Consider the following 23,948-nt stretch of genomic DNA (forward strand, 5'->3'; position numbering starts at 1 on the left):
CTTATGATTTATTTGTTTACAGGAAACATGGGTACGGGCAAGACTTCGCGCGTCGTGTCCATGATTCTGAACAATGAAGACGGTTTGTTCAAAATGAAACTAGAAGATGGTACTGAAGTAGATCGCCCGCTCTATTTCTGCCATATTGACGGTTTGGATAAACGCAAATTCAATGCCCATGAACTCACTGAAGAAGAAATCATGTCTGCACCGTTGCGCGATATTATTCCGCAAGGCGCCGTCTTGATTGTAGATGAAGCACACTATACCTATCCTGTTCGCGCTGCCGGTCGTCCTGTTCCGCCCTATATCCAAGAATTAACTGAACTCCGCCATCACGGCCATACAGTTATTTTGATGACACAGCATCCAAGTCAGCTTGATGTATTTGTGCGTAATCTTGTGTCAAAACATACACATCTTGAACGAAAAGCCGTGGGGATGAAGCAGTATTCTTGGTATAAATGTGTAACAAGTTTGGATAATCCCGCCGGTGTCAGCGGTGTTGAATCAGCTAGTTGGAAACCGCCTAAAGATGCCTTTAAGTATTACAAATCATCCAGCCAGCATCAGAAGTTTAAAAAGAACATTCCGCTTGCTGTTTGGGCTTTGATAGGTATATTTGCTTTCATGGCTTGGAAAGGTTTCAACGTCTATCAGATTTATAAACAAGGTAGCGGCCAATCTGAAGTAGTTCAATCTGTTTCTGATTCGTCTGCAAGTGAACCGCAGGCAATTACAGAAACTGACCAATTCAAAAGTACACAAGATATAAATTCAAATCTTAAGCCTGAAGATTTTGTACCTACTCTAGCCGAAAAACCTGAAAGCAAGCCCATTTATGACAATGTAAGACAAGTTAAAACCTTTGAATACATCGCCGGTTGCGTTGAAGGTGGTAATAGTGGCTGTACTTGTTATAGCGTTCAAGGAACACCGCTTAAAGAAATCACTAAGGCAATGTGCAAAGATTATGTCAAAAATGGCTTGCCTTTCAATCCGTATAAGGACGAACAACAACAGGCAGCACAACAGTCACAAACGGCACCGCAGACAGCCTACACGCCTGAAAATGGACAAGTTCTTACAATGGGCGGTAAAAGCCCTAAAAACCTGATGTATGATGGTTATGTCGAAGCAGGAGAAACAACCGGATTCCAAAACGGTGCAAAGGTCGGCAGTTAAGAGATATTTATTTAATTGTTGATGTAGCCTAAGCGGAATCAACGGTTAAATAAATATCAACGGGGTGCGGGAACTCCCGCCTTTTTGAAATTGGGTAAATTAAATTGAAACCTGTAAATCGTTTTATTTGAGGCGGTTTACAGGTTTTTGTTTAAGCGCAAAACAAAAGCCTGGGCGGTTTAGACAGTATAACGGCCAAAGTTAAAAACTGACGAAAAGAAATGTCGAACCGTCCAATTACCTTAAAGATTGAATATCATCATAGCCATTTTAGGCTGAATAGATAAGGAAAATGAAAAATGAATGTAATAGGGTTGGACGTGTCGAAAGACACGATAGATGCAACGTTGATTACAACTAAAGGAAGCAAAGACTATATAAAAATATCCAATAATATACAAGGATTTGAGAATCTGATTAATTGGATAAAAACAAAACGAATTAGAAAAATTGCCATAAGCATGGAAGCAACAGGCATTTACTACGAACAGGTGGCAGAATATTTGAGCGCACTATATACCGTTTATGTTATTAATCCCTTAAAAATCAAAGAATACGCAAAAAGTCAGTTCAGCAATACCAAAACAGACAAAGCAGATTCAAAACTTATTGCCGAATTTGCAAACCGACACTTAGACAAACTGACACCGTTTAGGCCGTCTGAAAATCCCATACTCTATAAGCTGGTTAATCTGCTGCAACAACTAAAAGAACAGCAAAAAGAAACACAAAACAGGTTGCATACCGCAAAAGACATATACATAAAATCAACCCATGAAGCAATCATAGAACTGCTTGAAGAAAAAATAGATCAGACATCAAAGCGGATAGAAGGCATGATAAAGCAGAAAGAAAGTCTAAATATCGAATATCAAAACCTGCAAACCATACCGGCAATAGGAAAAGAAACCGCAGTGATACTACTAAGACACCTGACAGATAAAAATTTTGAAACAGCGAATAAATTTGTAGCCTTTGCCGGTCTAAGTCCAAAAATTGAACAATCAGGGACAAGTGTCAATAAAAAAGGCCGATTGAGCCGATACGGACACCGCCAATTAAAACGCGCCTTGTTTATGCCTGCCCTTGTTGCCTACCGCATGAATGCATTTCCTCAACTTGTAAGCAATTTGGAAGCGGCAAAAAAGCCTAAGATGATAATCATCGTTGCACTAATGCGGAAATTGGCGAAAATCGCCTTTTATATACACAAGACTAAAAAGCCGTTTGATAAAGCGCGACATCAGACGGTTTAACGAATTTATACAAAACAAAACGGCTGTAAAACAGCCGTTCTTTGTCGTTTCTGTTGGAAATGCAATAACTAAATACCAATTAAAGACAGAAACATATGAAATTAACTTATTTTAATAATTGACAGGTCAATATATCATCTTTTCGTACAACTGGATATTAGAAATATATGCCCCTCTTAATTCAGACGGCCTTTTTACTTTCCAAATATTCCGACAAACCGCGCTCGCGCAAAATACAGCTTGGGCATTCATGACAACCACCGACCACGCCGTTATAACAGGTATGCGTATGCTCGCAGATATAATCCAACGCACCCATTTCATCCGCCAATGCCCAAGTTTGCGCTTTGGTTAAATACATCAAGGGCGTATGGATTTGAAAAGCGTAATCCATGGCCAGATTCAGCGTAACATTCATCGACTTGACGAACACATCGCGACAGTCGGGATAACCGGAAAAGTCGGTTTCGCACACACCGGCAATGATATGGCGTATCCCCTGCCCTTTGGCGTAAATGGCGGCGTAAAGCAAAAACAAAGCATTGCGTCCATCTACAAATGTATTGGGCAGGCCGTCTGAAGCTGTTTCAATGGATGCCGTATCATCCATCAAGGCGTTATGCGTAATCTGTTGCATCAGGCTCAAATCGAGTACTCTCTGCTTTACGCCCAAATCTTGGGCAATCCAACGCGCTCGCTCCAATTCGATGGCGTGGCGTTGCCCATATTGAAAAGTGATGGCCTGCACATTTTCACGGCCATATGTTTGAATTGCCTGAATCAGGCAGGTTGTTGAATCCTGCCCGCCCGAAAAAATAACGAGTGCCTGCTGTTTTTCCATAGTAAATTCCTAGTTTTGTTAACGCGGGAGGTTTGCGAACCGCGTGATTCGAAGATTGACGGATTATAACGGATTTCGTCTATAATCACGGCACTTCATTTTCTTTTATATAGCATAATTATGAGCATCTACGCCCTGAAACCAAAATTTCAAAACCTGTTGCGCCCCATGGTTAAGCGACTGTATCAAAAAGACATTACTGCCAATCAGGTCACCCTGTTTGCCTGCACCGTTTCCATTTTGATCGGTTTGCTTTTAGCATTGTTTGCAGGTGTATCCACATTATTCTGGCTTTTGCCGATTTGGTTGTTTGTCCGTATGGCATTGAATGCGATGGATGGCATGTTGGCACGGGAATTCGGCCAACAATCGGCATTAGGCGGCTATTTGAATGAAATCACCGATATTGCCGCCGATGCTGCTTTGTATCTGCCTTTTGCCTTTATCGCGCCCTTCGGCGGCGTGCAAATTGCCCTGTTTATTTGGCTGGCGGCAATGACCGAGTTTTGCGGCGTTTTGGGACAAGTTCATGGCAACGGCCGTCGTTATGACGGACCATTCGGCAAAAGCGACCGCGCATTCTTTATCGGCGCATTGGCCGTATGGTATGCAATCGCCGGCAGCTTCCATTCGACTTTCTATATCCTTATGTGGCTGGCCTGCGCGGCATTGGTTTACACCTGCTACAAACGTGTCATCAATGGCTTGAAGGCCGTCTGAAACTTGCCCACTTTTTTGGGTTAATCATCATTGATTAGAGTATTTAAACCCATCCTCTGTTTTACTGAAAACAAAAAGGCCGTCTGAAACCATAAAGTTTATGGTTTCAGACGGCCTTTTATCCATCCGCCAAGATAACTTACTGTTTACCCAGCTGACTGTAATCTACCAACATATACTTGGCAGTAATTTTCTGTGAAGCATTGCCTTCATCGCCCATCAGAATCATCTGCGGCTTGCCGTTAACGGTAATCGAATCGACGGCTTCAACGTTGGTGATGTGTTGCAGATTAGGCAGAGAGATTTTTTGCGGTTCATCGGTCGGATTACCGCTCCAAGTCCACAGTTGTGAGAATTTCTGTCCATTCTCATCCTTCACTTCATTGGCGATCACGTAAGTTTTCAACACAGGATCATAGTTGAGGGAACGGATACCGCCGCCATCAATATCAATCACCGCTACTTCATCAAACTCAGGTTTGGCTTTGCGCTCGAACACATCTTTCGGATTGCTGATAAACGCAACTAAAGCCATGTTGTTGAACTCAGGATTGCTGATAAACGCAACCAAAGCCATGTTGTTGAACTCAGGATCACGGAATCCCAAAACAAGACGTTTTTTCACCGGATCAAACGCCATGCCCTCAATATTGATTTCTTCAAAAGAAACCTCTGCCTTGGTTCGCTCACGAATCAAATCATGCAGCTTGTGATCGGTTTCCAAAACCTGCGTCAGATTGTCGTAGCTGGTCAGCCCCAATACATTGCCGTCTTGGATTTTAAATCGCATCAGGTGTTCGCGGTCAGGCGAACGGTTGCCTTTACGGGTGCGTGAGTGTGAAGTCAGCGCGTAGATAAAGCCTTCATCGTCGCGTGCCAAAGCCTCCAAGTCGCTGAGACGGCGTTTGAAACCGGTAATCACACGCGTATCCAATGCCTCGTCCTCCACAAACCTGCCGGTTTTATCAATGCTGATGATACTGAACGCATGGTTGGGTTCGTCTTCCGCAATCAGCAACTTACCATCCGGAAGCTGTTGTAAAGCAGAAGGCTCAAATACGCCGTTAAACATCATGTACGCGCTGCCTGCATTTTGCCGATACGTTCCGGCGAAGCAGAAAGCAATACAAACACGATAGACGCGGCGGCAGTAATCATAAACGTACTGGCCGGAATCAAAAACTCGGGCGACGATGAAAAAATAAACACGCCCGAAATCATCAGCGCAGAAACAATAAAACCATTCAGCGAAATCATAATATTCGCTTTGGTTGCCGCCAGCGCCAACAACTCCATCTCCGAGCGTACGACGTTACGAAACATGGTTTCCACGCCCTTATTCGTACTCAACAGATCAGACGCATTCAAATCCTCGGCTTTATTTTTTTCTTCTTCGCCTTGTCTTTTTTGCGTTTGGCTTTCTTCTCACTTTTTTCAGACGGCATCTCAGGATGTTCAACCACTTCCTGACCTTCTACCGTTTCCTGAATTTCTACCGCGTCAGCCACAACCTCAACTTCATTTTCAACCACACCGTTTTGACTGTGATCCCAAAAATCAGCATCCTGTTGGGATTTGGCAGCTGCGCCGTCGTTTAAAGGTTGTTCTTGGTCGCCCATCTGCTTCGGCTGACCATCTTCTTTCCAATCATTCAAACTCATATCATGACTCCCAACATCAAACACTTTGAACTACATGGAAAATAAAAAACATATTTAGTTCATTTATTTCAGGTAATTTACATGCTGTTTACATTCTTTAAATGCCTAAATAGCAAACTGTCGCAGGACCAAAAGCCCTGCGACAATCTACTTTATATCGAAATATTAATAATCGATGCGCTCTTTGATAATTTGCAAATCAGGATACGACAAAACAATGTCGTACTCACGGCCATTTTTAAAAGCCTCAACCTCCAACACAGGCTGACCTCGACGGCTATCGGCATCAACTTCGTGAACTTGATAGCCGCGTTGTTCCAACATTCTTACGGCTTTAGCACGGTTTTGCTCGAAGTTTTTGTCGCTGTAGATTTTGTGTTCGATGTAATCGCTGGCACCGGCAGTAGCGGCAGACAAAGCAACGATGGCGGTCAATAAGAATTTTTTCATGTTTGATTTCCTTTTAAAATGTGTATTCGGGTTTCGATGGATGTATTAAAACATGACAAAATTAGCAGTTAATTAGTGCTTAGTTAAATGCAGTAAAGGCCGTCTGAAAACTGCTCAGACGGCCTTGATCCTTAGCCATCAAATTTCAAACATATTGCCCAAATGTAAATCCGGATGGTTAGAAACGATGAAAAACCTGCAGCGAATATTCACCCTACAAATGGACAAATCATGAACAAATTTTGCGAAATCACCTTTTGCCAACAAATCAGCAGCAACAAACAACACAACCAAGATGCCCTTTTTAACGGCGAACAAGTGTTTCAATATAAACTCAAAACCGCTGAAACACGTCTTGAAACCCGTCCACGCTTTATCATTGGTATAGCTGATGGCATTTCCAATAGCAATCATCCCGAAAAAGCCAGCAAATCAGCCATGCACCTATTAAGCCGTACAGCCAAACTCAGCCGTCAAACCATCCATCATGTACAAGCCGCTTTATCTCAAGAGCTGGCAGAGGATTATTTTGGTTCATCAACCACTTTTGTTGCCGCAGAAATCGATCAAACCACCGGCAAAACCAAAATCATCAGCGTAGGCGACAGCCGCGCCTATTTAATTGATACACAAGGAAAATGGAAGCAACTGACCCAAGATCACTCGATACTGTCCGAATTACTGGATGGTTTGTCGGATAAAAAAGAAGAAGATTTTGCCACCATATATGGCGGTGTTTCTTCTTATCTAGTAGCAGATTATTCCGAATTCCAAGACAAAATATGCCATATCGAACTTACGCTTAAAGCAGGAGAAAGCCTGCTGCTTTGTTCAGAGGGCCTAAGTGACGCCCTTTCAAAAGAAATAAGAGAAAAAATTTGGCAACAATATGATAACGATAAATCTAGGTTGACTGTATTTCGTAAATTAATTGCGAAACAAAGAGTTTATGATGATATGTCGGTAGTAATTTGCCGATTGTAGTCTATAATGTTTACCTATTTTTCATACTAAGGGGTATCTATATGAGCATAGAAAAAGCAGAAATACTCAAGATTGATGACATATTTAAATTAAATTTGAGTATCCCTAATTATCAAAGACCATACAAATGGACAATCAAAAATGTACAACAATTAATTGATGACCTACTCCAAAATTTTAGGGAGGGGAAAAAAATATACCGCATCGGCACAATTGTTTTAAATAAGGATAAAGACCGTTCTGAAATAGTAGATGGCCAACAGCGGCTTATTACACTCTCGTTATTGCTTCATAAACTGGGGAAGGATGTGTCTCTTTTAAAGGAAAAACCGAATCATAGCATCAGCAAAAATAATATTACAACGAACTATAATTTTCTTAAAAACTATAATTTCACAAATGAATTTAAGGATTACCTCCTTAAGGGGTGTGAAATGGTTTGTATCGAATTAGATAACTTAGATGAGGCTTTTCAATTTTTTGATTCACAAAATGCCAGAGGCAAACCTTTAGAATCTTATGACCTCTTAAAAGCTTATCATTTAAGAGACATGAGGGATAAAGACAAGAAGGTCATTCACCAATGTGTCGAACGCTGGGAAAAATCTGCAATGTCTAATGATATAAATAATTTAGATAAAATTATCAATTATATCTTATTTAGACTTCGCCGCTGGCATTACAAAGAGAATGCAGAAATATTTACATCAGATGAATTAGATACATTTAAAGGCGTTCATAAAAAAGTTGATTATCCTTACTTACACGGAATATTAGCTACTCATGCCATACAAAAATTATCACATGAAAATCCATTTTTATACCGATCGATATCAGCATTTCAGTCTACACAAGTGCTAATCAATGGAAAATATTTCTTTGATTATATTGAATATTATACAGCCATTTATGCAAGACTATTTAGAGAAGAGAATGGATTACTAAGTAAAATTCATAAGATCAAAAGAATTGATTTGCCAGAAGGGCTAATAGCTTTCTTAAACAATCATAACTACAGTTATCGCGTTGGTGATAAATATATTAGAAATCTATTTGAATGTACCGTATTGTTCTACTTTGATAAATTTGGAGAAAGCCACTTTGAAGAATTTATAACCAAAGCTTTTCTATGGGCTTACCGTATTCGGGTAGAATATAAGCGCATTACCTTTGAGACCATTGAAAAGAAGGCTCATGATGCAGCAGGATTAATTTCTTATATTGAAAGATCCATTACTCCCGAACAAGTAATGCGTTTTATTCAAAAAACTGAAAAAGTTAAATTTTCAGAACATGTAGACAATACAATAAAAGAGATTTTGGAAATTAAAGATGAAAACAAATAATGATTACGTAAAAACATTAACCATAAATGAATTATTGAATAAGAAGGACAAATATATTATCCCTATTTATCAACGTAATTACGCATGGGGAGATGATGAGATCAGCCTTCTTATCCAAGACCTATGGAATGCATATGAAAAAAATAAGGATAAGAATAATTATTATATTGGCAGCTTAGTCATTTATAAAAGAGGAAATGGAGATTTAGAAGTCATAGACGGACAACAACGATTGACCACACTGACTTTAATCATGCACTACTTAAAATCAGATACCTTTGTTAGAAATGTATACTTTGAGCATAGAAATGACTCCAACTATGCCTTAGGGCATCTTAACTCTGACTCCATACCTGATGTTTTTAAAAATGCTTTAAAATCAATAAAAAAATATTGGGAAACTGAGAGAACAGAAAAAGAAGGAATGGGTTTGGCAGAGTTCTTACAAGAAAACGTTAAAATTATTAGAACCGAAGTACCCAAAGACACCGACCTCAATCATTACTTTGAAATTATGAATACGCGGGGAGAGCAATTAGAAAAACATGAGGTTATCAAGGCTGCTTTAATGGAGGTTTTAGACACTGATAGTGAACGCTCTATTTTTGCCAAAATTTGGGATGCGTGTTCTGACATGAGCCGATATGTTGTAATGGGAATCAACCCGTCATCACTTAGAGAAAATATTTTTGGCAAGAATTGGGAAAATACTATTCCAAAAAAATTTAATGAAATTATTGAGAATATTGCTGGTACAGAAAAAATTCAACATTCAGATAACGGCTCCGCAAATGAAGAACAATCAATTCTTCAATTAATAACCGCCAATAATGGGGATATCCACTCCTCCCAAGAAAAAACAAACGAGCTTACAGATGGGCGTTTTAATTCTGTTATTGATTTCCCTAACTTTTTGATGCATATCTTGAAAATTTATCTAGAAACTAGTGGCATTAACAAAATTACCTTTAAAGAGATTCCTCTGGATGAAAAAGAACTTTGGCATGTTTTTGACAAAGAAGACTGGAACAAAGAAAAGATCGTAAATTTCATAGATATATTGCTATCTTGTCGGCATTTATTTGATAAATATATTATTAAATCAAATTCACCACACTCAGAAAATGAGCATTGGTCTTTACGGAAAATTAAAAAAATATCAGATAATTATTACTATAAAAATGTTTTTAGTAACGACAATGACGATAATAATGATTCCAATGATACTGAAGAAACTAATGATAAAACTAAGAACGCAATAATGTTGCTTTCTATGTTTCATGTTTCCAATCCATCCCGAATCTATAAAAACTGGCTATATGCTACATTGCGTTGGTTATTCGAGAATAAGAAAAATATTACTCAGAAGACATATATTCAGTTTCTTGAAAATCTTTGTGATAAATTTTATTTTGAAAACAACTGCAATGGAAACAGGGATTTTATGGAAATTATCTTAAATGATAAATACACCACCCCTTCAGTCCATAAGACTTGGAATGATGGAGTAAACGTCCCAAACTTTGTGTTTAATCGATTAGATTATCAATTATGGAAATATCAAGACAAGGTAGAGGTCTTTTCAGCTATTAACCAATCTAAAAAATCTATCTGGGAAAATTTTAGATTTAGTTTTAGAAGCTCAGTTGAACACCATTACCCACAAAATCCCTCTCAAGATTTTGGCCTAGATAAATTAGATACAAATGTCTTAGATAATTTTGGCAATCTATATTTGTTATCTCAAAGTAAAAATTCCAGTTTCAGCAATAAACTTCCAGATTGGAAACGGCAGTATTACAAAGAAAAGGATACTTATGATAGCTTAAAACAAGCTATTATGATGAGTTACGAAAACTGGACAGAAAGCGAGATAAAAGAGCATGAGAAAAAAATGCTATTAATCTTAAATGAACCACTGACTGACTCATCATATCAACCATAATCGGCACTTAACATATCTCTCCATCATTGCATTCGTCCGTCTATCGGATAATCATTGCATTTATTCGATATGTCATGATACTGTCCAAAAAAATATGACTATTAGGAGTTCTTCATGTCCGAACAGCAAAAATACTTTTCTACCCAAGACGGTACTTCGCTTTTCTACCGCTATCGCCCTGCTGCCGATGGTTCTTCCGACAAAGCCATTGTGCTGTTCCATCGCGGGCATGAGCACTCCGGGCGGATGATGTTTGTAGCGGATGAGCTGGGTTTTGATGATTTTTCTTATTTCGCTTGGGATGCGCGCGGTCATGGTTATAGTCCTGGTGAACGCGGCGATAGTCCGAGTATCGGCACTTCGGTTTCAGACGTAGATGATTTTATCCGACACATTCAAAGCGAATACGGCATCAAACCTGAAAACATTTGCGTGATTGCGCAAAGTGTCGGAGCAGTATTGGTTTCTACTTGGTTGCACGATTACGCGCCGAAAATCCGTTGCGCCGTATTGGCTTCGCCTGCGTTCAAAGTCAAACTCTATGTTCCGTTTGCCCGTACCGGTTTGAAAATTATGCAAAAATGGCGTGGCAATTTCTTTGTCAACAGCTATGTCAAAGCCCACTATCTGACCCACAACGTCGAACGTCAAAAAAGCTACGACAATGATCCGCTTATTGCCCACGCTATTTCTGTGCGCATCCTGCTGGGTTTATATGAAGCGGCTGAACGTGTGGTTGCCGATGCACAAGCGATTACTACGCCTGTACAACTGTTGATTTCAGGCAATGATTGGGTCGTTCATCACAAACCGCAACACGATTTCTACAACCGTTTGGGCAGCCATATTAAAGAGCGCCATATCCTACCCGGTTTCTACCACGACACCTTGGGCGAGCAAAACCGTGAAATCGCTTTTGTTGAAATGCGCCGTTTTATCCGCGAGCGTTTCAATCAGCCTTTGCAACAAGTCGATCTGACTCAAGCGCACTTGTTTGGAGACAGCCGTCGCGAAGCTGACGAACTGGCGACGCCTTTGCCTGTTTGTATGCCTCGCGGCGCATTTTGGGCAACATATCGTGCCTCGCTCAAACTGGGTTCGCGCTGGAGTGAAGGCTTGAGAATCGGTCAAGAAACAGGCTTTGACTCGGGCAGCACACTGGATTACGTCTACCGCAATCAACCGCAAGGCAGCAATGCTTTCGGCGTATGGGTGGACAAATACTATCTCAACGCCATCGGCTGGCGCGGCATTCGCCAACGCAAAGTCAATATCGGCAAAGCCATTCAGACGGCCTCAGCCAAACTGCGTGAAGCAGGCAAACCTGTACACGTTTTGGATATTGCGTCCGGTCATGGCCGCTATGTATTGGACGCACTGACTGCCGACACATTGCCTGATTCCGTACGCTTGCGCGATTACAGTCCGATTAATGTCGAAGCCGGCCGCAAGCTGATTGCCGAGCGTGGCTTACAAGAAATGGTAACCTTCAATGAAGTCAATGCCTACGATCGCGCCAATTATCACGATTTACAGCCGCGCCCTACCTTGGGCATCGTCTCCGGCCTGCACGAATTGTTTGCCGACAACGATTTGATTTTGAACTCGCTCTACGGTTTCGGCGAAGCCATTGAAACCGGCGGCTACCTGATCTACACCGGCCAGCCGTGGCATCCGCAACTGGAAATGATTGCCCGCGCCCTGACCAGCCACAAAGCAGGTAGCCCAAACTGGGTAATGCGCCGCCGCAGTCAGCAGGAAATGGATCAGTTGGTTGAAAAAGCCGGTTTTGAAAAAATCCATCAATGGATAGACGAAGACGGTATTTTCACCGTGAGCTTGGCAGTGAAGAAATAAAAATAAAGGCCGTCTGAACAATTTTTTAACTTTCAGACGGCCTTATTTAAACCATCTACCTATCCATGAAACCCACCCTCAAAACCTCCCTGCTCAAGCTGATCTTAGTCGGTATCCTGTTTTACACCAGCTACGGCCTCTCCAACCATTACGCAGCGTCGCTGGACTATGTGCCTGAAATCGCTTTTGCATGGGAGAGTAATATTCCGTTTTGGGCATGGACGATTGTGCCTTATTGGTCGCTGAACCTGATGTATGCCGCGGCATTTTTTCTTTGTCGTGATACACATGAACAAAACCGATATGTAGCGCACCTTGTAGCCGCCCAACTGATTGCGACTGTTTGCTTTGTGCTGTTTCCGCTGCGTTTCGGGTGGCCTAAACCGCCTGCCGATGGGCTGTCAGGCTGGCTGTTTGATTCATTGGCTGCATTTGATTTGCCGTACAACCAAGCGCCATCTTTACATATCGCGTTGGCGATTATCGTGAGTGCATTTTATTGGACGCGCTTTCCCAAAATCCGCCTGCCGCTTTTCTTATGGCAAAGCCTGATTGCCTTGTCGGTACTGACGACTTATCAACATCATTTTATTGACGTGCCGACCGGAGCATTGCTTGGCTGGCTGGTGTTGTGGGTTTTCCCGCATCAGACGACTTCGCCGTTAAAACTGGGCTTGAGTGATGTACGCTCAAGAAAGATTGCGCTGCTGTATTTGCTTGGCGCGTGTTTAATGGCTTTGCCTGCACTGCTGGGTGGCGCGTGGCTGTGGTTGATATGGATTAGCGTGTCTTTGCTGATGGTGGCCTTTGCCTATTTGAATGGAAATGCAAACGTATTCCAAAAACAGGCTAACGGTAAATTATCGGCTGCAGCGACGGTTTTGCTGTTGCCTTATCTGGTGGGCGTACGGCTAAACATGGCGTATTGGTTACGCGGTAAGGCGAAAACGGCACAAGTCCGCCATGATGTATGGATTGGCAGCGTTTTGAGGATTTCAAACCATTTGCCTGCCGTATTGGATGTATGCGCCGAATATCCCTGCCGTAGCTATCATGGAGAATATCGCCCCCTGCCTTTACTGGATATGGTAACGCCGTCTGAAAACGATTTGGTTCAGACGGCCTTGATATTGGAAACCTTACGCCAAAAACACGGCAAAGTGCTGGTATGTTGCGCTTTAGGTTATGGAAGAAGTGCCGCAGTGGTGCTGACGTGGCTGCTGGTCTATGGTGGCTGCAAAGACTTGGCGCAAGCGAAGGCCGAACTCAAGCAGGCTCGGCCGCAAATGGTATTATCGCCGGCCACTGCCCAAGCAGTCGAAGCTGCTGCCAACCGTTTAAAACAAGGATAATGATGAACAACGCAACCGACAGCCATATTACTGCCCACCTACTTTCTACTGCATATTATGTTGCCGCCTGTAATGCCTTGCTGCTCGCCTTGTCGGTAAAACATGGCGGCGCATGGTTTGCGGTGCAACTTGTCTTGGCAGCGGTTTTGCTGTACTGCCATATCTGCATTCACTTCGACCGCCGCGTATTCCAAGACTTTGCCGACAACCGCTACTCTCCTGAAGACTTCGACCACGCCTTACAGCAAAACGGTTTGCGTCAAATTTCAGGCAGCCGTACTTTGGCCCAACGGATAAACGGCGCACTTTCCCTATGGCGCAAAAGCTTATACCTGACCACCGCACAATTTTTAATTTTGCTTATCCAAAGCATTTGATTATTTTAGCTGATTTACCCAAACCAAATCCTTAGCGGTATCTCACTCCCAAAGGCAGAAACAATGAAAAACTTCCTCAAAAAACAACTTGCCTGGCTGACCGACCAAGCCTTGTGTCTGTCGGTCTCTTTTCTTACAGGCGTACGCCCTAAAAGTCCGCGTGAGCTGACATTCAATCAGCACCAAAAGGTCTATTACGCCAATCACGGCAGCCATGGCGATTTTGTGCTGGTGTGGATTTCCCTGCCCCGCCGCTGGCGTTTATCCACGCGCCCAGTCGCCGGTTCGGATTACTGGCTGACAAGCAAACTCAAACGCTTCATCATTCAAAACGTTTTCAATGCCTTGCTGATTCCGCGTCATAACGATAATCCGCAAGCAATTACCGAACAAATGAAAGACGCGCTGAACGCAGGCGACTCCTTGATTATTTTCCCTGAAGGCACGCGTAATACTGATGACAACACCATCCTGCTGCCGTTCAAGTCCGGCATTTATCATCTGGCAAAAAGCAAACCCGATACCGAATTTGTGCCGATTTGGATCGACAACATCAGCCGCGTACTGCCCAAAGGCAAAATCCTGCCTATCCCGCTTTTGTGTGAAGTCCATATCGGACAGCCGCTTACCTTGCAGGAAAACGAAGACAAAGACAACTTTTTGACACGCAGCCGTGAAGCGTTGCTGGCACTCAGGCCGTCTGAAAACGACCGCGGCGAGCTTCGCCAAAATAAACCTGAAGTTCATCAAAACAAAGGAGGACAAGCATGAGCCTTTCTACGACTTCCCAACAAATCATCGTCGAACAAGCCGCCGCTCATCTGACTCCGCAAGCCAGCTATATTTTTGTCGGCGTGTTTGCCGTATTGTGTTTTGCCAGCATTATCGGACAATGGCTCAAGCGTAAAAACGGCGCAGATAATGCCACCATCGCCAACCTCAATGCCCGTATTTACGCATGGTGGCTGATGACGCTGGTGTTGCTGGGCGCGTTTTGGTTCGGCAAAATCGGGACGGTTGTACTGTTTTTCCTGATTTCATTTGCCGCACTACGCGAGTTTATGACCCTCGTCTATCGCCGCCGCAGCGACTATTACAGCATGGTGGTCTGCTTTTACCTGCTGCTGCCGGTGCAATACTATTTCGTCTATGACGGCTGGTATGGTATGTTCAGCATTTTTATTCCGGTTTACGGCTTTTTGATACTGCCGATTATTGCCAGCCTCAGCGGCCAAACCGCGCATTTTTTGGAGCGCGCCGCCAAAACACAATGGATGGCGATGATTTGCATCTTCTGTCTGTCCCATGTTCCGGCACTGATGTTTCTGGACATGGACGGCTTCGATAATAGCAACAATATCCTGTTGCTGATCTTCCTGATTGGTGCGGTGCAAGTATCGGACGTGTTGCAATACGTTTGGGGCAAACTGATTGGCGGTGCAAAAATCATGCCTTCGCTTTCCCCGTCCAAAACCATTTCCGGCACTATCGGCGGTATTTTATCGGCCACTGCCATTGCCGCGTTGATGGCACCGATTACACCGTTCTCCCACATCCAAGCGGCCGTTATCGGCTTTATCGTCTGTCTGATGGGCTTCTTTGGCGGCCTGGTTATGTCCGCCATCAAACGCGATTACGGAGTTAAAGACTGGGGCAATATGATACGCGGCCACGGCGGCATGCTTGACCGCGTGGATTCGATTTGTTTTGCCGCACCCGTGTTTTTCCACATCACCCGTTATTTCTGGAACGGCTAAACTTCAGGCCGTCTGAAAGCTGTTTTTCAGACGGCCTTGAATGTCTAAAACTGCCAGTCCTGCCAATTCGTTATACAATACGCAACCATTTGTTATTACACACACAACATGGATAAACCCTCTCCAATCTTTCCCATTTTTCTTGCGACGATTATCTTTGCCCTCATTGTTTGGTCAGGCATCAATCCCCATGACCGCGCAGTCTGGTACGCCGAAATCATTCCCGTAACATCCGTATTCTTCCTTCTGGTTGCCACCTACCGCATTTTCCGTTTCAGCAACCTGGCCTACTTATTCATGAGTTTTTGGCTGATCATGCATTCCATCGGTGCATACTATACTTTTGCAGATGTGCCATTTGAATCCATCAACCGCTTTGTCGAACCAATTTTGGGCGAAAACCGCAATCATTACGACCGTATTGCCCATTACATCATCGGCTTTTATGCCTATCCAATGGCCGAGTGGCTGCTGCGCCGCAAGCTGTGCAACCTGCCGCTGGCTTTGTTTTTCGGTCTGTTCTTCATCATGAGCGTGGCTGCCGCCTATGAAATCATCGAATGGCAATATGCCGTCATCGATGGCGGAGAAGCCGGGCTGGAGTTCTTGGGTTCTCAAGGCGATATTTGGGACGCACAAAAAGATATGCTTGCCGATACTTTGGGCGCGTTAACTTCTCTGTTTATTTTTGTGTTTACCCGACCCGATAAACGTTTGGGTTTCTCATACAATCTACCCCTTTACAGCAAAAGGCCGTCTGAAACCAGATTTTCAGACGGCCTTTTTTATTTTTCTATTTAGTATATTGGTAGACAATAATTGGAATGGTTTGTCGACCATAAAGTTGAATATAAAGTTTTAAACACCGACATCAAAGTGCGCTAGTACCAATACAGAAAGCTTCATTAATAACAATTTTATCGGCAAGCCTGATCTAAGATTTGCCGACAACGGTATAGACTTCATGCGTATGATGATGCGCAAAGAAGATCCTGACACCTTTTTTAATCACAAATCACAAATTAAAAGTAATATGGAATTGTGAGAAATCACCAAAAATTACTCGACAGTGTCGAATAATCTTTCAGTGAGTAGTTCCTGAAACGCAGTACGCCTACTTTGGATTGATTAATTTTGATTGGATCAAGAACAAAAGCCGTCTGAATGTTTCAGACGGCTTTATATATTTCGCCTCTTTGATATGTCTTTTCTCATCGGTTTTATCAAACATAAAAAAGCGTACCTTTCTAGGTACGCTTTTTTCAATCCAGCTCAAAATTAGAATTTCGCGCCAGACTCGTTTGCCATAAAGTCAACAGCTGCTTTAACTTCATCATCGCTCAGGCTACCATTGCCGCCTTTAGCCGGCATAGAATTAAAGCCTTCGATCGCGTGTTTGTGCAGAGTGTCTTTACCTTGTTTGATGCGAGGAGCCCAGTCTTCTTTTTTACCTACGACAGGAGCGCCTGGAATCAAACCGCCATGACATGTTTTACAGTTGGCTTCAAAAACAGCTTTACCATCGACTTTGGCAGAAGCCTCTTCAGGTTTAGCTTCAGCTGCTGGAGCTGCTTTGGCATCTGATGCAGGAGCGGCAGATGCTGCGCTGTCAGTTGCCGGAGCTGATGCTTCGGCTGCTGGAGTAGCTTGAGCAGGCTCAGCTTTTTTAGCAGGAGCTTTTTTGCCGTCTTTGTTAGACATACCCCAAACGTAAGCAGTCATGATGTGCAGCTTGTCTTTGTCAAGGAAGTGACCCCAAGCAGGCATTTGGCTGCTGCGGCCGTTGGTAATGGTTTCGGTAATCGCTTTTTGAGTACCGCCCCACAACCATACATCGTCAGTCAGGTTCGGACCAAGACCTTGGATACCTTGACCTTTGTCGCCGTGACAAGTGAAACAGTTGGCAGGTGGGCCGCTAAACAGGGCTTTACCGCGTTCTGCACGTTCTTCGTCATATTGACCTTTAGGTTTAGAAAGAGACATAACATATTGTGTTACGTTTTTCACGCCTTCTTCACCCAAAGCAGGACCCCATGCAGGCATGGCGGCAGTACGGCCTTTTTCAATGGTTTCCTGAATTTTTTCAGGTTCGCCACCCCACAACCAGTCGTCGTCAGTCAGATTTGGGAAGCCTTTAGAGCCTTTGGCATCTGAACCGTGACACTGGATACAATAGGTATTGAAAAGGTTTTGACCGATAGCTTGTGCTTCAGGATTTTTAGCCACTTGATCAATCGGCATTTTGGCAAACTTAGCATACACTTGGCTGTATTTCTGTTCGGCTTTGGCAACCTCTTCTTCATACTGACCGTGGCTACTCCAGCCCCAGATACCTTTAAAGTCACCGACACCCGGATACATGACCAGATAGCCGATACCGAAGGTCCAAGTGCAGACATACAGCCAAAACCACCAACGCGGCAGCGGGTTGTTGTATTCTTCAATACCGTCCCATTCATGACCTGTCGTTTTGACTTCTTCGCCCTTTTTAGGACGCTTCACAACGTTTTGGGAAAGCAGCAGCCATGCCAAGCCGATAAAGCTGAGCACGACAATAACTGCAATGTATATATTCCAGAAATTGCTGGTAAATTGGGATGTTGTGTTCATTCTTTTGCTCCGTGATCACGGACTAAACTGTTATCGCCCATCTTTTTCAGACGACCCTTTATCATCATTGTCAAAAATACTGTTGGCAGCATCATCGTAGTTCTTTTTATTACGTCGATTAAAAACAATATAAAGCACTAAGATGAAACTGATAAAAACCCAAACAGTAAAGAGCGAGCGAGCCCAGTTCGCGTCCATGATGTTACCTTACGTTTTTCAATGCCAAGCCTAAGCCTTGCAGGTATGCAATCACCGCATCCAGCTCTGATTTGTTTGCCAAAGCTTCAGGAGCTTTTTCAATCTCTTCATCACTGTAAGGCGTACCGACTTTACGCAGGGCTTTCATATGTGCCACTGTTGCTTCGGCATCGACTTTGTTGCGGGCAAGCCATGGGAAAGCAGGCATATTGGACTCTGGCACAACGTCGCGCGGATTCAGCAGGTGGATGCGGTGCCATTCGTCGGAATAGCGGCCGCCTACACGAGCCAAGTCCGGACCGGTACGTTTGGAACCCCATTGGAACGGATGGTCATAAACAGACTCACCGGCAACGGAGTAGTGGCCGTAACGTTCGGTTTCTGCACGGAACGGACGAATCATTTGAGAGTGGCAGTTGTAGCAGCCTTCGCGTACGTAAATATCACGACCGGCCACTTGCAAAGCGTTATAAGGTTTCACACCTTCAATAGGTTGGGTTACAGCCTTGGAGAAGAACAGCGGCACGGCTTCAATCAACAGACCTACGCTGACTACAAGCAGGGTAAATACAATCAGGACGCCGACTTTTTCTTCAGCTAATTGTTGTAATTTCATTTTGGTAGCCTTTTCTTATGTTTTTAGTGGTGCTGGGTTTGAGACACCGCGGGAATCTCGGCATCAACCGCTTTGCCACTGATGGCTGTACGGTAAACGTTGTATGCCATGATACACATACCGCTCAGGTACAGCAGGCCGCCGGTGAAACGAATCATGTAGTAAGGCATGGTGCGTTTAACTGACTCTACAAACGAATAAGTCAAAGTACCGTCAGCGTTCAAAGAACCCCACATCAGGCCTTGCATCACACCGGCAATCCACATTGCGGCGATATACAGAACCACACCAATGGTTGCAATCCAGAAATGCGCTTCAACCAATTTGGTGCTGTACATTTCATTTTTACCGAAAAGGCGTGGGATCATATAGTAAACGGAACCGATGGTTACGAAGCCCACCCAACCCAATGCACCGGCGTGAACGTGTGCAACAGTCCAGTCAGTATAGTGGCTCAAAGCATTGACGGTTTTGATGGACATCATCGGACCTTCAAAGGTAGACATACCGTAGAAGGACAGAGATACGATCAAGAATTTCAAAATCGGGTCGGTACGCAGTTTGTCCCATGCACCAGACAGAGTCATGATACCGTTGATCATACCGCCCCAAGAAGGTGCGAACAGGATCAAAGACAATACCATACCCAAAGATTGAGTCCAGTCAGGCAATGCGGTGTAGTGCAAGTGGTGAGAACCTGCCCACATATAAGTGAAAATCAAAGCCCAGAAGTGAACAACGGACAAGCGGTAAGAGTAAATAGGACGGCCTGCTTGTTTTGGTACGAAGTAGTACATCATACCCAAGAAACCGGCTGTCAGGAAAAAGCCCACCGCATTATGGCCGTACCACCATTGAACCATCGCATCAATCGCACCGGCGTAAACCGGGTAAGATTTCATCAAACCGGCAGGGATGCTGATATTATTGACGATGTGCAACAGCGCAACAGCCAAGATGAAGCCGCCGTAGAACCAGTTGGCAACGTAAATATGTTTGATTTTACGTTTGGCAATCGTACCGAAGAATACGATAGCGTAGGCAACCCACACCAGCGTAATCAAAATGTCGATAGGCCATTCCAACTCGGCGTATTCTTTACCTTGGGTGTAACCCATAGGCAAGCTGATAGCCGCAGCCACGATGACAGCCTGCCAACCCCAGAAGGTAAATGCAGGCAACCAACCGCCAAACAGACGGGTATTACATGTACGTTGAACAACGTAGTATGATGTACCAATCAGACCGCAACCACCGAATGCAAAAATAACCGCATTGGTATGCAGCGGACGCAGGCGGCCAAAGTGGAACCAAGGTCCAATTTCAGATAAATTAAGGGATGGAGCAAATAATTGGGCGGCTACAATTACACCGACCAACATGCCCACAATACCCCAAACTACAGTCATGATGGCGAACTGGCGCACCACTTTGTAGTTATAAGTTTGTGTGTCCATGGAAGTCTCCATAAATTATGGGTATAAAAAATTTTTATCTCACCCCAACCCTTACGTTTATGAAAAGCGCAATACGGCTAAGGCTCAAATTTTTCTAAATTTAACATAGACACCACAACATGCCAAGCAAAATTACATTCCATATTGCATAAAAAATTTAGTGAGGAATAATCTCATTTCTTTTATAATCAATAGATTATTTAAACATATCCAATAAATCGGACATGGCATTTTTTCAAGCCCCCTTTTTTGTACAGATTTATTGATATAGATTAAACCTAACCTTTAAAAACACTTATCTTTAATAAACTTTAGCAAACTATACAATAGCTATGATTAATTACAAAATTACCCCCAACTTTCTGCCTCATGAATGGCACATCACCTTATCATTCACCCAACCCAATGATTCTGAAGCAGAAATCAGCCTTCCAAACTGGGTTCCCGGCAGCTATCTCATCCGTGACTTTGCCCGCCACATCACACACATCAGCGCACGCTGCGACGGCAAAGCCCAGCCGCTGACGCAAACCAGCAAAAACCATTGGCAAACCCCGGCCCTCAGTGGAGCGTGGGAAATTTACTACACCGTCTACGCATTCGACTTGTCTGTACGTGGCTCATTCCTCAGTACCGAGCGCGGCTTTTTCGATGGCGCATGCCTCTTCTTAAAAGTACACGGACAAGAGGAACAACCGCACCAAGTCGAATTTCCTACTCTGCCACACACATGGCAGATAGCCACAACCCTGCCACAAATTTCGGCGACCATTTTTCAGACGGCCTCATATGCCGAGCTTATTGATCACCCCGTTGAAACAGGCATCATCGAATTCCTCGACTTTAAAGCACAAGGCATTCCCCACCGTATTGCATTAAGCGGCATCTACCCCGACTTCGACCGCGCCCGCTTCCTCGCCGATATTCAAAAAATCTGCGAAACCGAGTTGGCGATGTTCCCCTCCCCTGCCCCGTTTACCGAATACCTTTTCCTACTACATCTGGGCGACAACCTCTACGGCGGACTGGAACACATCAGCAGCACCGCCCTTCTTGCCGACCGCCACAGTCTGCCATCTTACGATATGGGCGAAGCCGACAAAGCCTATACCGAACTGCTCGGCCTCTTTTCCCATGAATACTTCCACGCATGGAATGTTAAATCCATCAAACCGGCCGTCTTCGCACCTTACAATCTCGACCAAGAAAACTACACCGAGCAACTTTGGGCATTTGAAGGCATTACTTCCTACTACGACGACCTCTTTCTAGCCCGAAGCAGAACCATCAGCCCCGAAGCCTACCTTGCCCTGCTTGCACAAGGCATCACACGCGTACAGCAGACACAAGGCCGTCTGAAACAAACACTTGCCCAATCCAGTTTCAGCGCATGGGACAAGTTCTACAAACAAGACGAAAACAGCCCCAACGCCATCGTCAGCTACTATCAAAAAGGTGCACTGGCCGCACTTTGCCTCGACCTCATCATCCGTGAAAAAAGCCAAGGCAAATACACCCTCGACAGCGTAATGCAGCAACACTATCGCGACTGGTGCGACACCCATCAAGGCATACCCGAAAAACACTGGCAAACCCGTTGCCAAGAAATGACCGGTTTAGATTTAGCAACCTTCTTTCAGACGGCCTTATACAGCACCGACGACCTTCCGCTCGCAGAATGTCTGCAAAGCGTAGGTGTCAAACTCGACTTTATTCCCCTACCACGTCAACACGGCGGAGCATTTGCAAGCGAACCCCAATCGGTTGCTCCCGCCAATGATTTGGGCGCACGTTTCAAACAAAGCAGCGACCATGCCGTCCTGACTCATGTATTCAATGGCGGCAGCGCAGAAAATGCCGGACTCTGCCCGCAAGACAAAATCATCGCCTTAGGCGGCTATGCCTGCAACGACCTTGCAGCGCAGTGGAACAAACTGCCTATCGGCACGCGCACCACCATCCATTTCTTCCGCCAAGGCCTATTGCGTGAAACCGGCATCACAGTTCAAGCAGCAGAAGCCAATACCGCCCTGCTGCACATTACCGATCGCCAAAAACTCGAAAACTGGTTATACAATCATTAAATAAAACTTCAAACGGCCTGCCACTTCCCAGGCCGTCTGAAATCAACATATCCGCCCAATATAAAGAAAGGAAAAACTATGCCCATCCGTAAACTGACCGACACCCTCTATATCGCCCCCCAACTGACCGAAGCCGATGTCCAAGAAGCCGTACGTCTCGGCATTCAAACCGTTATCTGCAACCGCCCGGACGGCGAAGAAGAAAACCAACCGGCTTTTGCCGAAGTACAAAACTGGTTTAAAGAGGCCGGCATCAACCAATTCTCGCACCAGCCCGTTGTTGCACCTCAAATCAACGCAGCCGATGTTGCAGCCTTCCAAAATCTGTTGCAACAATCTCCGGCTCCCATTCTTGCCTTCTGCCGTACCGGCACTCGCTGCTCCCTGCTTTGGGGTTATCATCAAGTACAACACGGCGCATCCGTAGCTGAAGTAGTTGCCGCAGCCGAACAGGCAGGTGTCAACCTCAGCAACTTTGAAGCCCGCCTGCAAGAAGCCAAAGATAAAGGTTTGGCTTAATACTTAATTTATATAAGTAGCAGCCTTTAAACCGATCAGGCCGTCTGAAACCCATTTTTCAGACGGCCTAATGGCTTTTATTCACAATCAAACCTTATTTTTAATTTATTTCCACTATCCTAAAAATATATTTTCCAAATCAATCCCAAATTGACCTGTATCAATACCCCAACCCTATTTTCATTTATAATGCCTTTCAATGTTTCAGGATCAAGCACGAATCATCCAATTTTCCTCTATAAGAGCCGGCTCTCTTATTAAATGATTTTTCTTTCCTCTTGATGTGTGTGTGTTTGGGTGTGGCCGAAAGCCACCCCCTTTTTTTTATACCTACCCTCTTTAAGGCCGTCTGAAAACTTTCAGACGGCCTTTCCTTTCCCCTCACAAAAATAGTATAAAATCCCCTTATCGTTCAAACCACAAACTCAAAATACCATGGTCAACAAACTCACTCCCCCTCCAAGCCTGCCCGATCCGCAAGACCTCCGCGCCGTCATCGCCTACAACATGCGCCTCTATCGCGTCAATCACGGCTGGTCGCAAGAAGAACTGGCGCGTCAATGCGGACTTGACCGCACCTACGTCTCCGCCGTCGAACGCAAACGCTGGAACATCGCCCTTTCCAACATCGAAAAAATCGCATCCGCGCTTAAAATCGCCCCTTACAAACTCCTCCTTCCGCCGCAAGAAATGCTCCGCCAAATGACCGAGCCTGCCGATACCCAAGCCTAAT

At 44.2% G+C, this 23,948-nt stretch carries 21 protein-coding genes, 1 pseudogene and 1 riboswitch; of the genes and pseudogenes, 15 read left to right on the forward strand and 7 right to left on the reverse strand.

The window, feature by feature from the left end; all coding sequences use genetic code 11:
* The first annotated feature begins 3 nt into the window (after nucleotides 1-3).
* Both FAH67_RS07305 and FAH67_RS07310 read left to right on the forward strand, forming a co-directional pair.
* The gene (locus FAH67_RS07305; protein WP_112890672.1) at nucleotides 4-1,185 is read left to right on the forward strand and encodes a zonular occludens toxin domain-containing protein; all 1,182 of its coding nucleotides are present in this window, start codon (nucleotides 4-6) and stop codon (nucleotides 1,183-1,185) included.
* Nucleotides 1,186-1,484: 299 nt separating this feature from the next.
* Nucleotides 1,485-2,441 (forward strand): IS110 family RNA-guided transposase, encoded by a 957-nt coding sequence (locus tag FAH67_RS07310; RefSeq protein ID WP_112890673.1) that lies wholly within the window; start codon nucleotides 1,485-1,487, stop codon nucleotides 2,439-2,441.
* A gap of 181 nt (nucleotides 2,442-2,622) precedes the next feature.
* On the opposite strand, the gene queC is transcribed toward FAH67_RS07310, so the two are convergent.
* Entirely contained in the window at nucleotides 2,623-3,282 is a 660-nt protein-coding gene (gene queC / locus FAH67_RS07315) for a 7-cyano-7-deazaguanine synthase QueC (protein ID WP_003680845.1), read from the reverse strand.
* A gap of 3 nt (nucleotides 3,283-3,285) precedes the next feature.
* A riboswitch (PreQ1 riboswitch) is annotated at nucleotides 3,286-3,331 on the reverse strand.
* 71 nt (nucleotides 3,332-3,402) lie between these two features.
* On the opposite strand from queC, the gene FAH67_RS07320 reads away from it, so the two are divergent.
* Entirely contained in the window at nucleotides 3,403-4,002 is a 600-nt protein-coding gene (locus tag FAH67_RS07320; protein WP_003680846.1) for a CDP-alcohol phosphatidyltransferase family protein, read from the forward strand.
* A 139-nt stretch (nucleotides 4,003-4,141) separates the two neighbouring features.
* Here FAH67_RS07320 and FAH67_RS12330 read toward each other — a convergent pair.
* Nucleotides 4,142-5,663 (reverse strand): annotated as a pseudogene (locus tag FAH67_RS12330) (hypothetical protein).
* A 165-nt stretch (nucleotides 5,664-5,828) separates the two neighbouring features.
* Nucleotides 5,829-6,113 carry a PepSY domain-containing protein gene (locus FAH67_RS07330; protein WP_039864054.1) on the reverse strand — a complete coding sequence of 95 codons (285 nt, stop codon included), beginning with the start codon at nucleotides 6,111-6,113 and terminating at the stop codon, nucleotides 5,829-5,831.
* A gap of 231 nt (nucleotides 6,114-6,344) precedes the next feature.
* Between FAH67_RS07330 and FAH67_RS07335 the strand changes: the two genes are divergently transcribed.
* The 9 genes from FAH67_RS07335 to FAH67_RS07375 all read left to right on the forward strand — a co-directional run bounded on the left by FAH67_RS07335 (nucleotide 6,345) and on the right by FAH67_RS07375 (nucleotide 16,532).
* Nucleotides 6,345-7,097: a PP2C family protein-serine/threonine phosphatase gene (locus tag FAH67_RS07335; protein WP_039864055.1), complete on the forward strand. Its 753-nt coding sequence runs from the start codon at nucleotides 6,345-6,347 to the stop codon at nucleotides 7,095-7,097.
* 41 nt (nucleotides 7,098-7,138) lie between these two features.
* Nucleotides 7,139-8,443 (forward strand): DUF262 domain-containing protein, encoded by a 1,305-nt coding sequence (locus FAH67_RS07340; RefSeq protein WP_003680853.1) that lies wholly within the window; start codon nucleotides 7,139-7,141, stop codon nucleotides 8,441-8,443.
* Nucleotides 8,430-10,388 (forward strand): DUF262 domain-containing protein, encoded by a 1,959-nt coding sequence (locus FAH67_RS07345; protein ID WP_003680855.1) that lies wholly within the window; start codon nucleotides 8,430-8,432, stop codon nucleotides 10,386-10,388. Before FAH67_RS07340 ends, FAH67_RS07345 begins: the two co-directional genes overlap by 14 nt.
* 114 nt (nucleotides 10,389-10,502) lie before the next feature.
* Entirely contained in the window at nucleotides 10,503-12,245 is a 1,743-nt protein-coding gene (locus FAH67_RS07350; protein WP_003680856.1) for a bifunctional alpha/beta hydrolase/class I SAM-dependent methyltransferase, read from the forward strand.
* Between the two features lie 65 nt (nucleotides 12,246-12,310).
* Nucleotides 12,311-13,597 carry a phosphatase PAP2/dual specificity phosphatase family protein gene (locus tag FAH67_RS07355; protein WP_003680857.1) on the forward strand — a complete coding sequence of 429 codons (1,287 nt, stop codon included), beginning with the start codon at nucleotides 12,311-12,313 and terminating at the stop codon, nucleotides 13,595-13,597.
* A 2-nt stretch (nucleotides 13,598-13,599) separates the two neighbouring features.
* On the forward strand, nucleotides 13,600-13,974 hold the full coding sequence (locus FAH67_RS07360; RefSeq protein WP_039864059.1) for a hypothetical protein: 375 nt from the start codon (nucleotides 13,600-13,602) through the stop codon (nucleotides 13,972-13,974).
* A 63-nt stretch (nucleotides 13,975-14,037) separates the two neighbouring features.
* On the forward strand, nucleotides 14,038-14,745 hold the full coding sequence (locus FAH67_RS07365; protein WP_003680859.1) for a lysophospholipid acyltransferase family protein: 708 nt from the start codon (nucleotides 14,038-14,040) through the stop codon (nucleotides 14,743-14,745).
* Nucleotides 14,742-15,731, forward strand: coding sequence for a phosphatidate cytidylyltransferase (locus tag FAH67_RS07370; RefSeq protein WP_003680860.1), 990 nt, complete (start codon nucleotides 14,742-14,744; stop codon nucleotides 15,729-15,731). Before FAH67_RS07365 ends, FAH67_RS07370 begins: the two co-directional genes overlap by 4 nt.
* Nucleotides 15,732-15,839: 108 nt before the next feature.
* Entirely contained in the window at nucleotides 15,840-16,532 is a 693-nt protein-coding gene (locus FAH67_RS07375) for a DUF2238 domain-containing protein (protein WP_244284770.1), read from the forward strand.
* Between the two features lie 477 nt (nucleotides 16,533-17,009).
* On the opposite strand, the gene ccoP is transcribed toward FAH67_RS07375, so the two are convergent.
* Genes ccoP through ccoN form a run of 4 tightly spaced genes read right to left on the reverse strand, consistent with a single transcriptional unit; the run spans nucleotide 17,010 to nucleotide 20,612 of the window.
* Nucleotides 17,010-18,341 carry a cytochrome-c oxidase, cbb3-type subunit III gene (gene ccoP, locus FAH67_RS07380; protein ID WP_003680863.1) on the reverse strand — a complete coding sequence of 444 codons (1,332 nt, stop codon included), beginning with the start codon at nucleotides 18,339-18,341 and terminating at the stop codon, nucleotides 17,010-17,012.
* A gap of 30 nt (nucleotides 18,342-18,371) precedes the next feature.
* A complete protein-coding gene (locus tag FAH67_RS07385) occupies nucleotides 18,372-18,539 on the reverse strand; it encodes a cbb3-type cytochrome oxidase subunit 3 (protein ID WP_003680865.1) in 168 nt (55 codons plus the stop codon).
* Between the two features lie 4 nt (nucleotides 18,540-18,543).
* Nucleotides 18,544-19,155, reverse strand: a complete 612-nt coding sequence (gene ccoO, locus FAH67_RS07390; protein WP_003680866.1) for a cytochrome-c oxidase, cbb3-type subunit II — start codon at nucleotides 19,153-19,155, stop codon at nucleotides 18,544-18,546.
* Between the two features lie 23 nt (nucleotides 19,156-19,178).
* Nucleotides 19,179-20,612, reverse strand: a complete 1,434-nt coding sequence (gene ccoN, locus FAH67_RS07395) for a cytochrome-c oxidase, cbb3-type subunit I (RefSeq protein ID WP_172459148.1) — start codon at nucleotides 20,610-20,612, stop codon at nucleotides 19,179-19,181.
* Nucleotides 20,613-20,944: 332 nt separating this feature from the next.
* Here ccoN and FAH67_RS07400 point away from each other — a divergent pair, with 332 nt between their 5' ends.
* The 3 genes from FAH67_RS07400 (at nucleotide 20,945) to FAH67_RS07410 (ending at nucleotide 23,947) form a co-directional block, all read left to right on the forward strand.
* Nucleotides 20,945-22,696, forward strand: coding sequence for a M61 family metallopeptidase (locus FAH67_RS07400; protein WP_112890676.1), 1,752 nt, complete (start codon nucleotides 20,945-20,947; stop codon nucleotides 22,694-22,696).
* 78 nt (nucleotides 22,697-22,774) lie between these two features.
* A complete protein-coding gene (locus FAH67_RS07405; RefSeq protein WP_003680869.1) occupies nucleotides 22,775-23,215 on the forward strand; it encodes a TIGR01244 family sulfur transferase in 441 nt (146 codons plus the stop codon).
* Between the two features lie 435 nt (nucleotides 23,216-23,650).
* Complete coding sequence (locus FAH67_RS07410) at nucleotides 23,651-23,947, forward strand: helix-turn-helix domain-containing protein (protein ID WP_003680870.1); 297 nt, start codon at nucleotides 23,651-23,653, stop codon at nucleotides 23,945-23,947.
* Nucleotide 23,948: the final 1 nt, after the last annotated feature.

Origin of the sequence: Neisseria flavescens (genome assembly GCF_005221285.1) — a bacterium.
Classification (GTDB): Bacteria; Pseudomonadota; Gammaproteobacteria; order Burkholderiales; family Neisseriaceae; genus Neisseria; species Neisseria flavescens.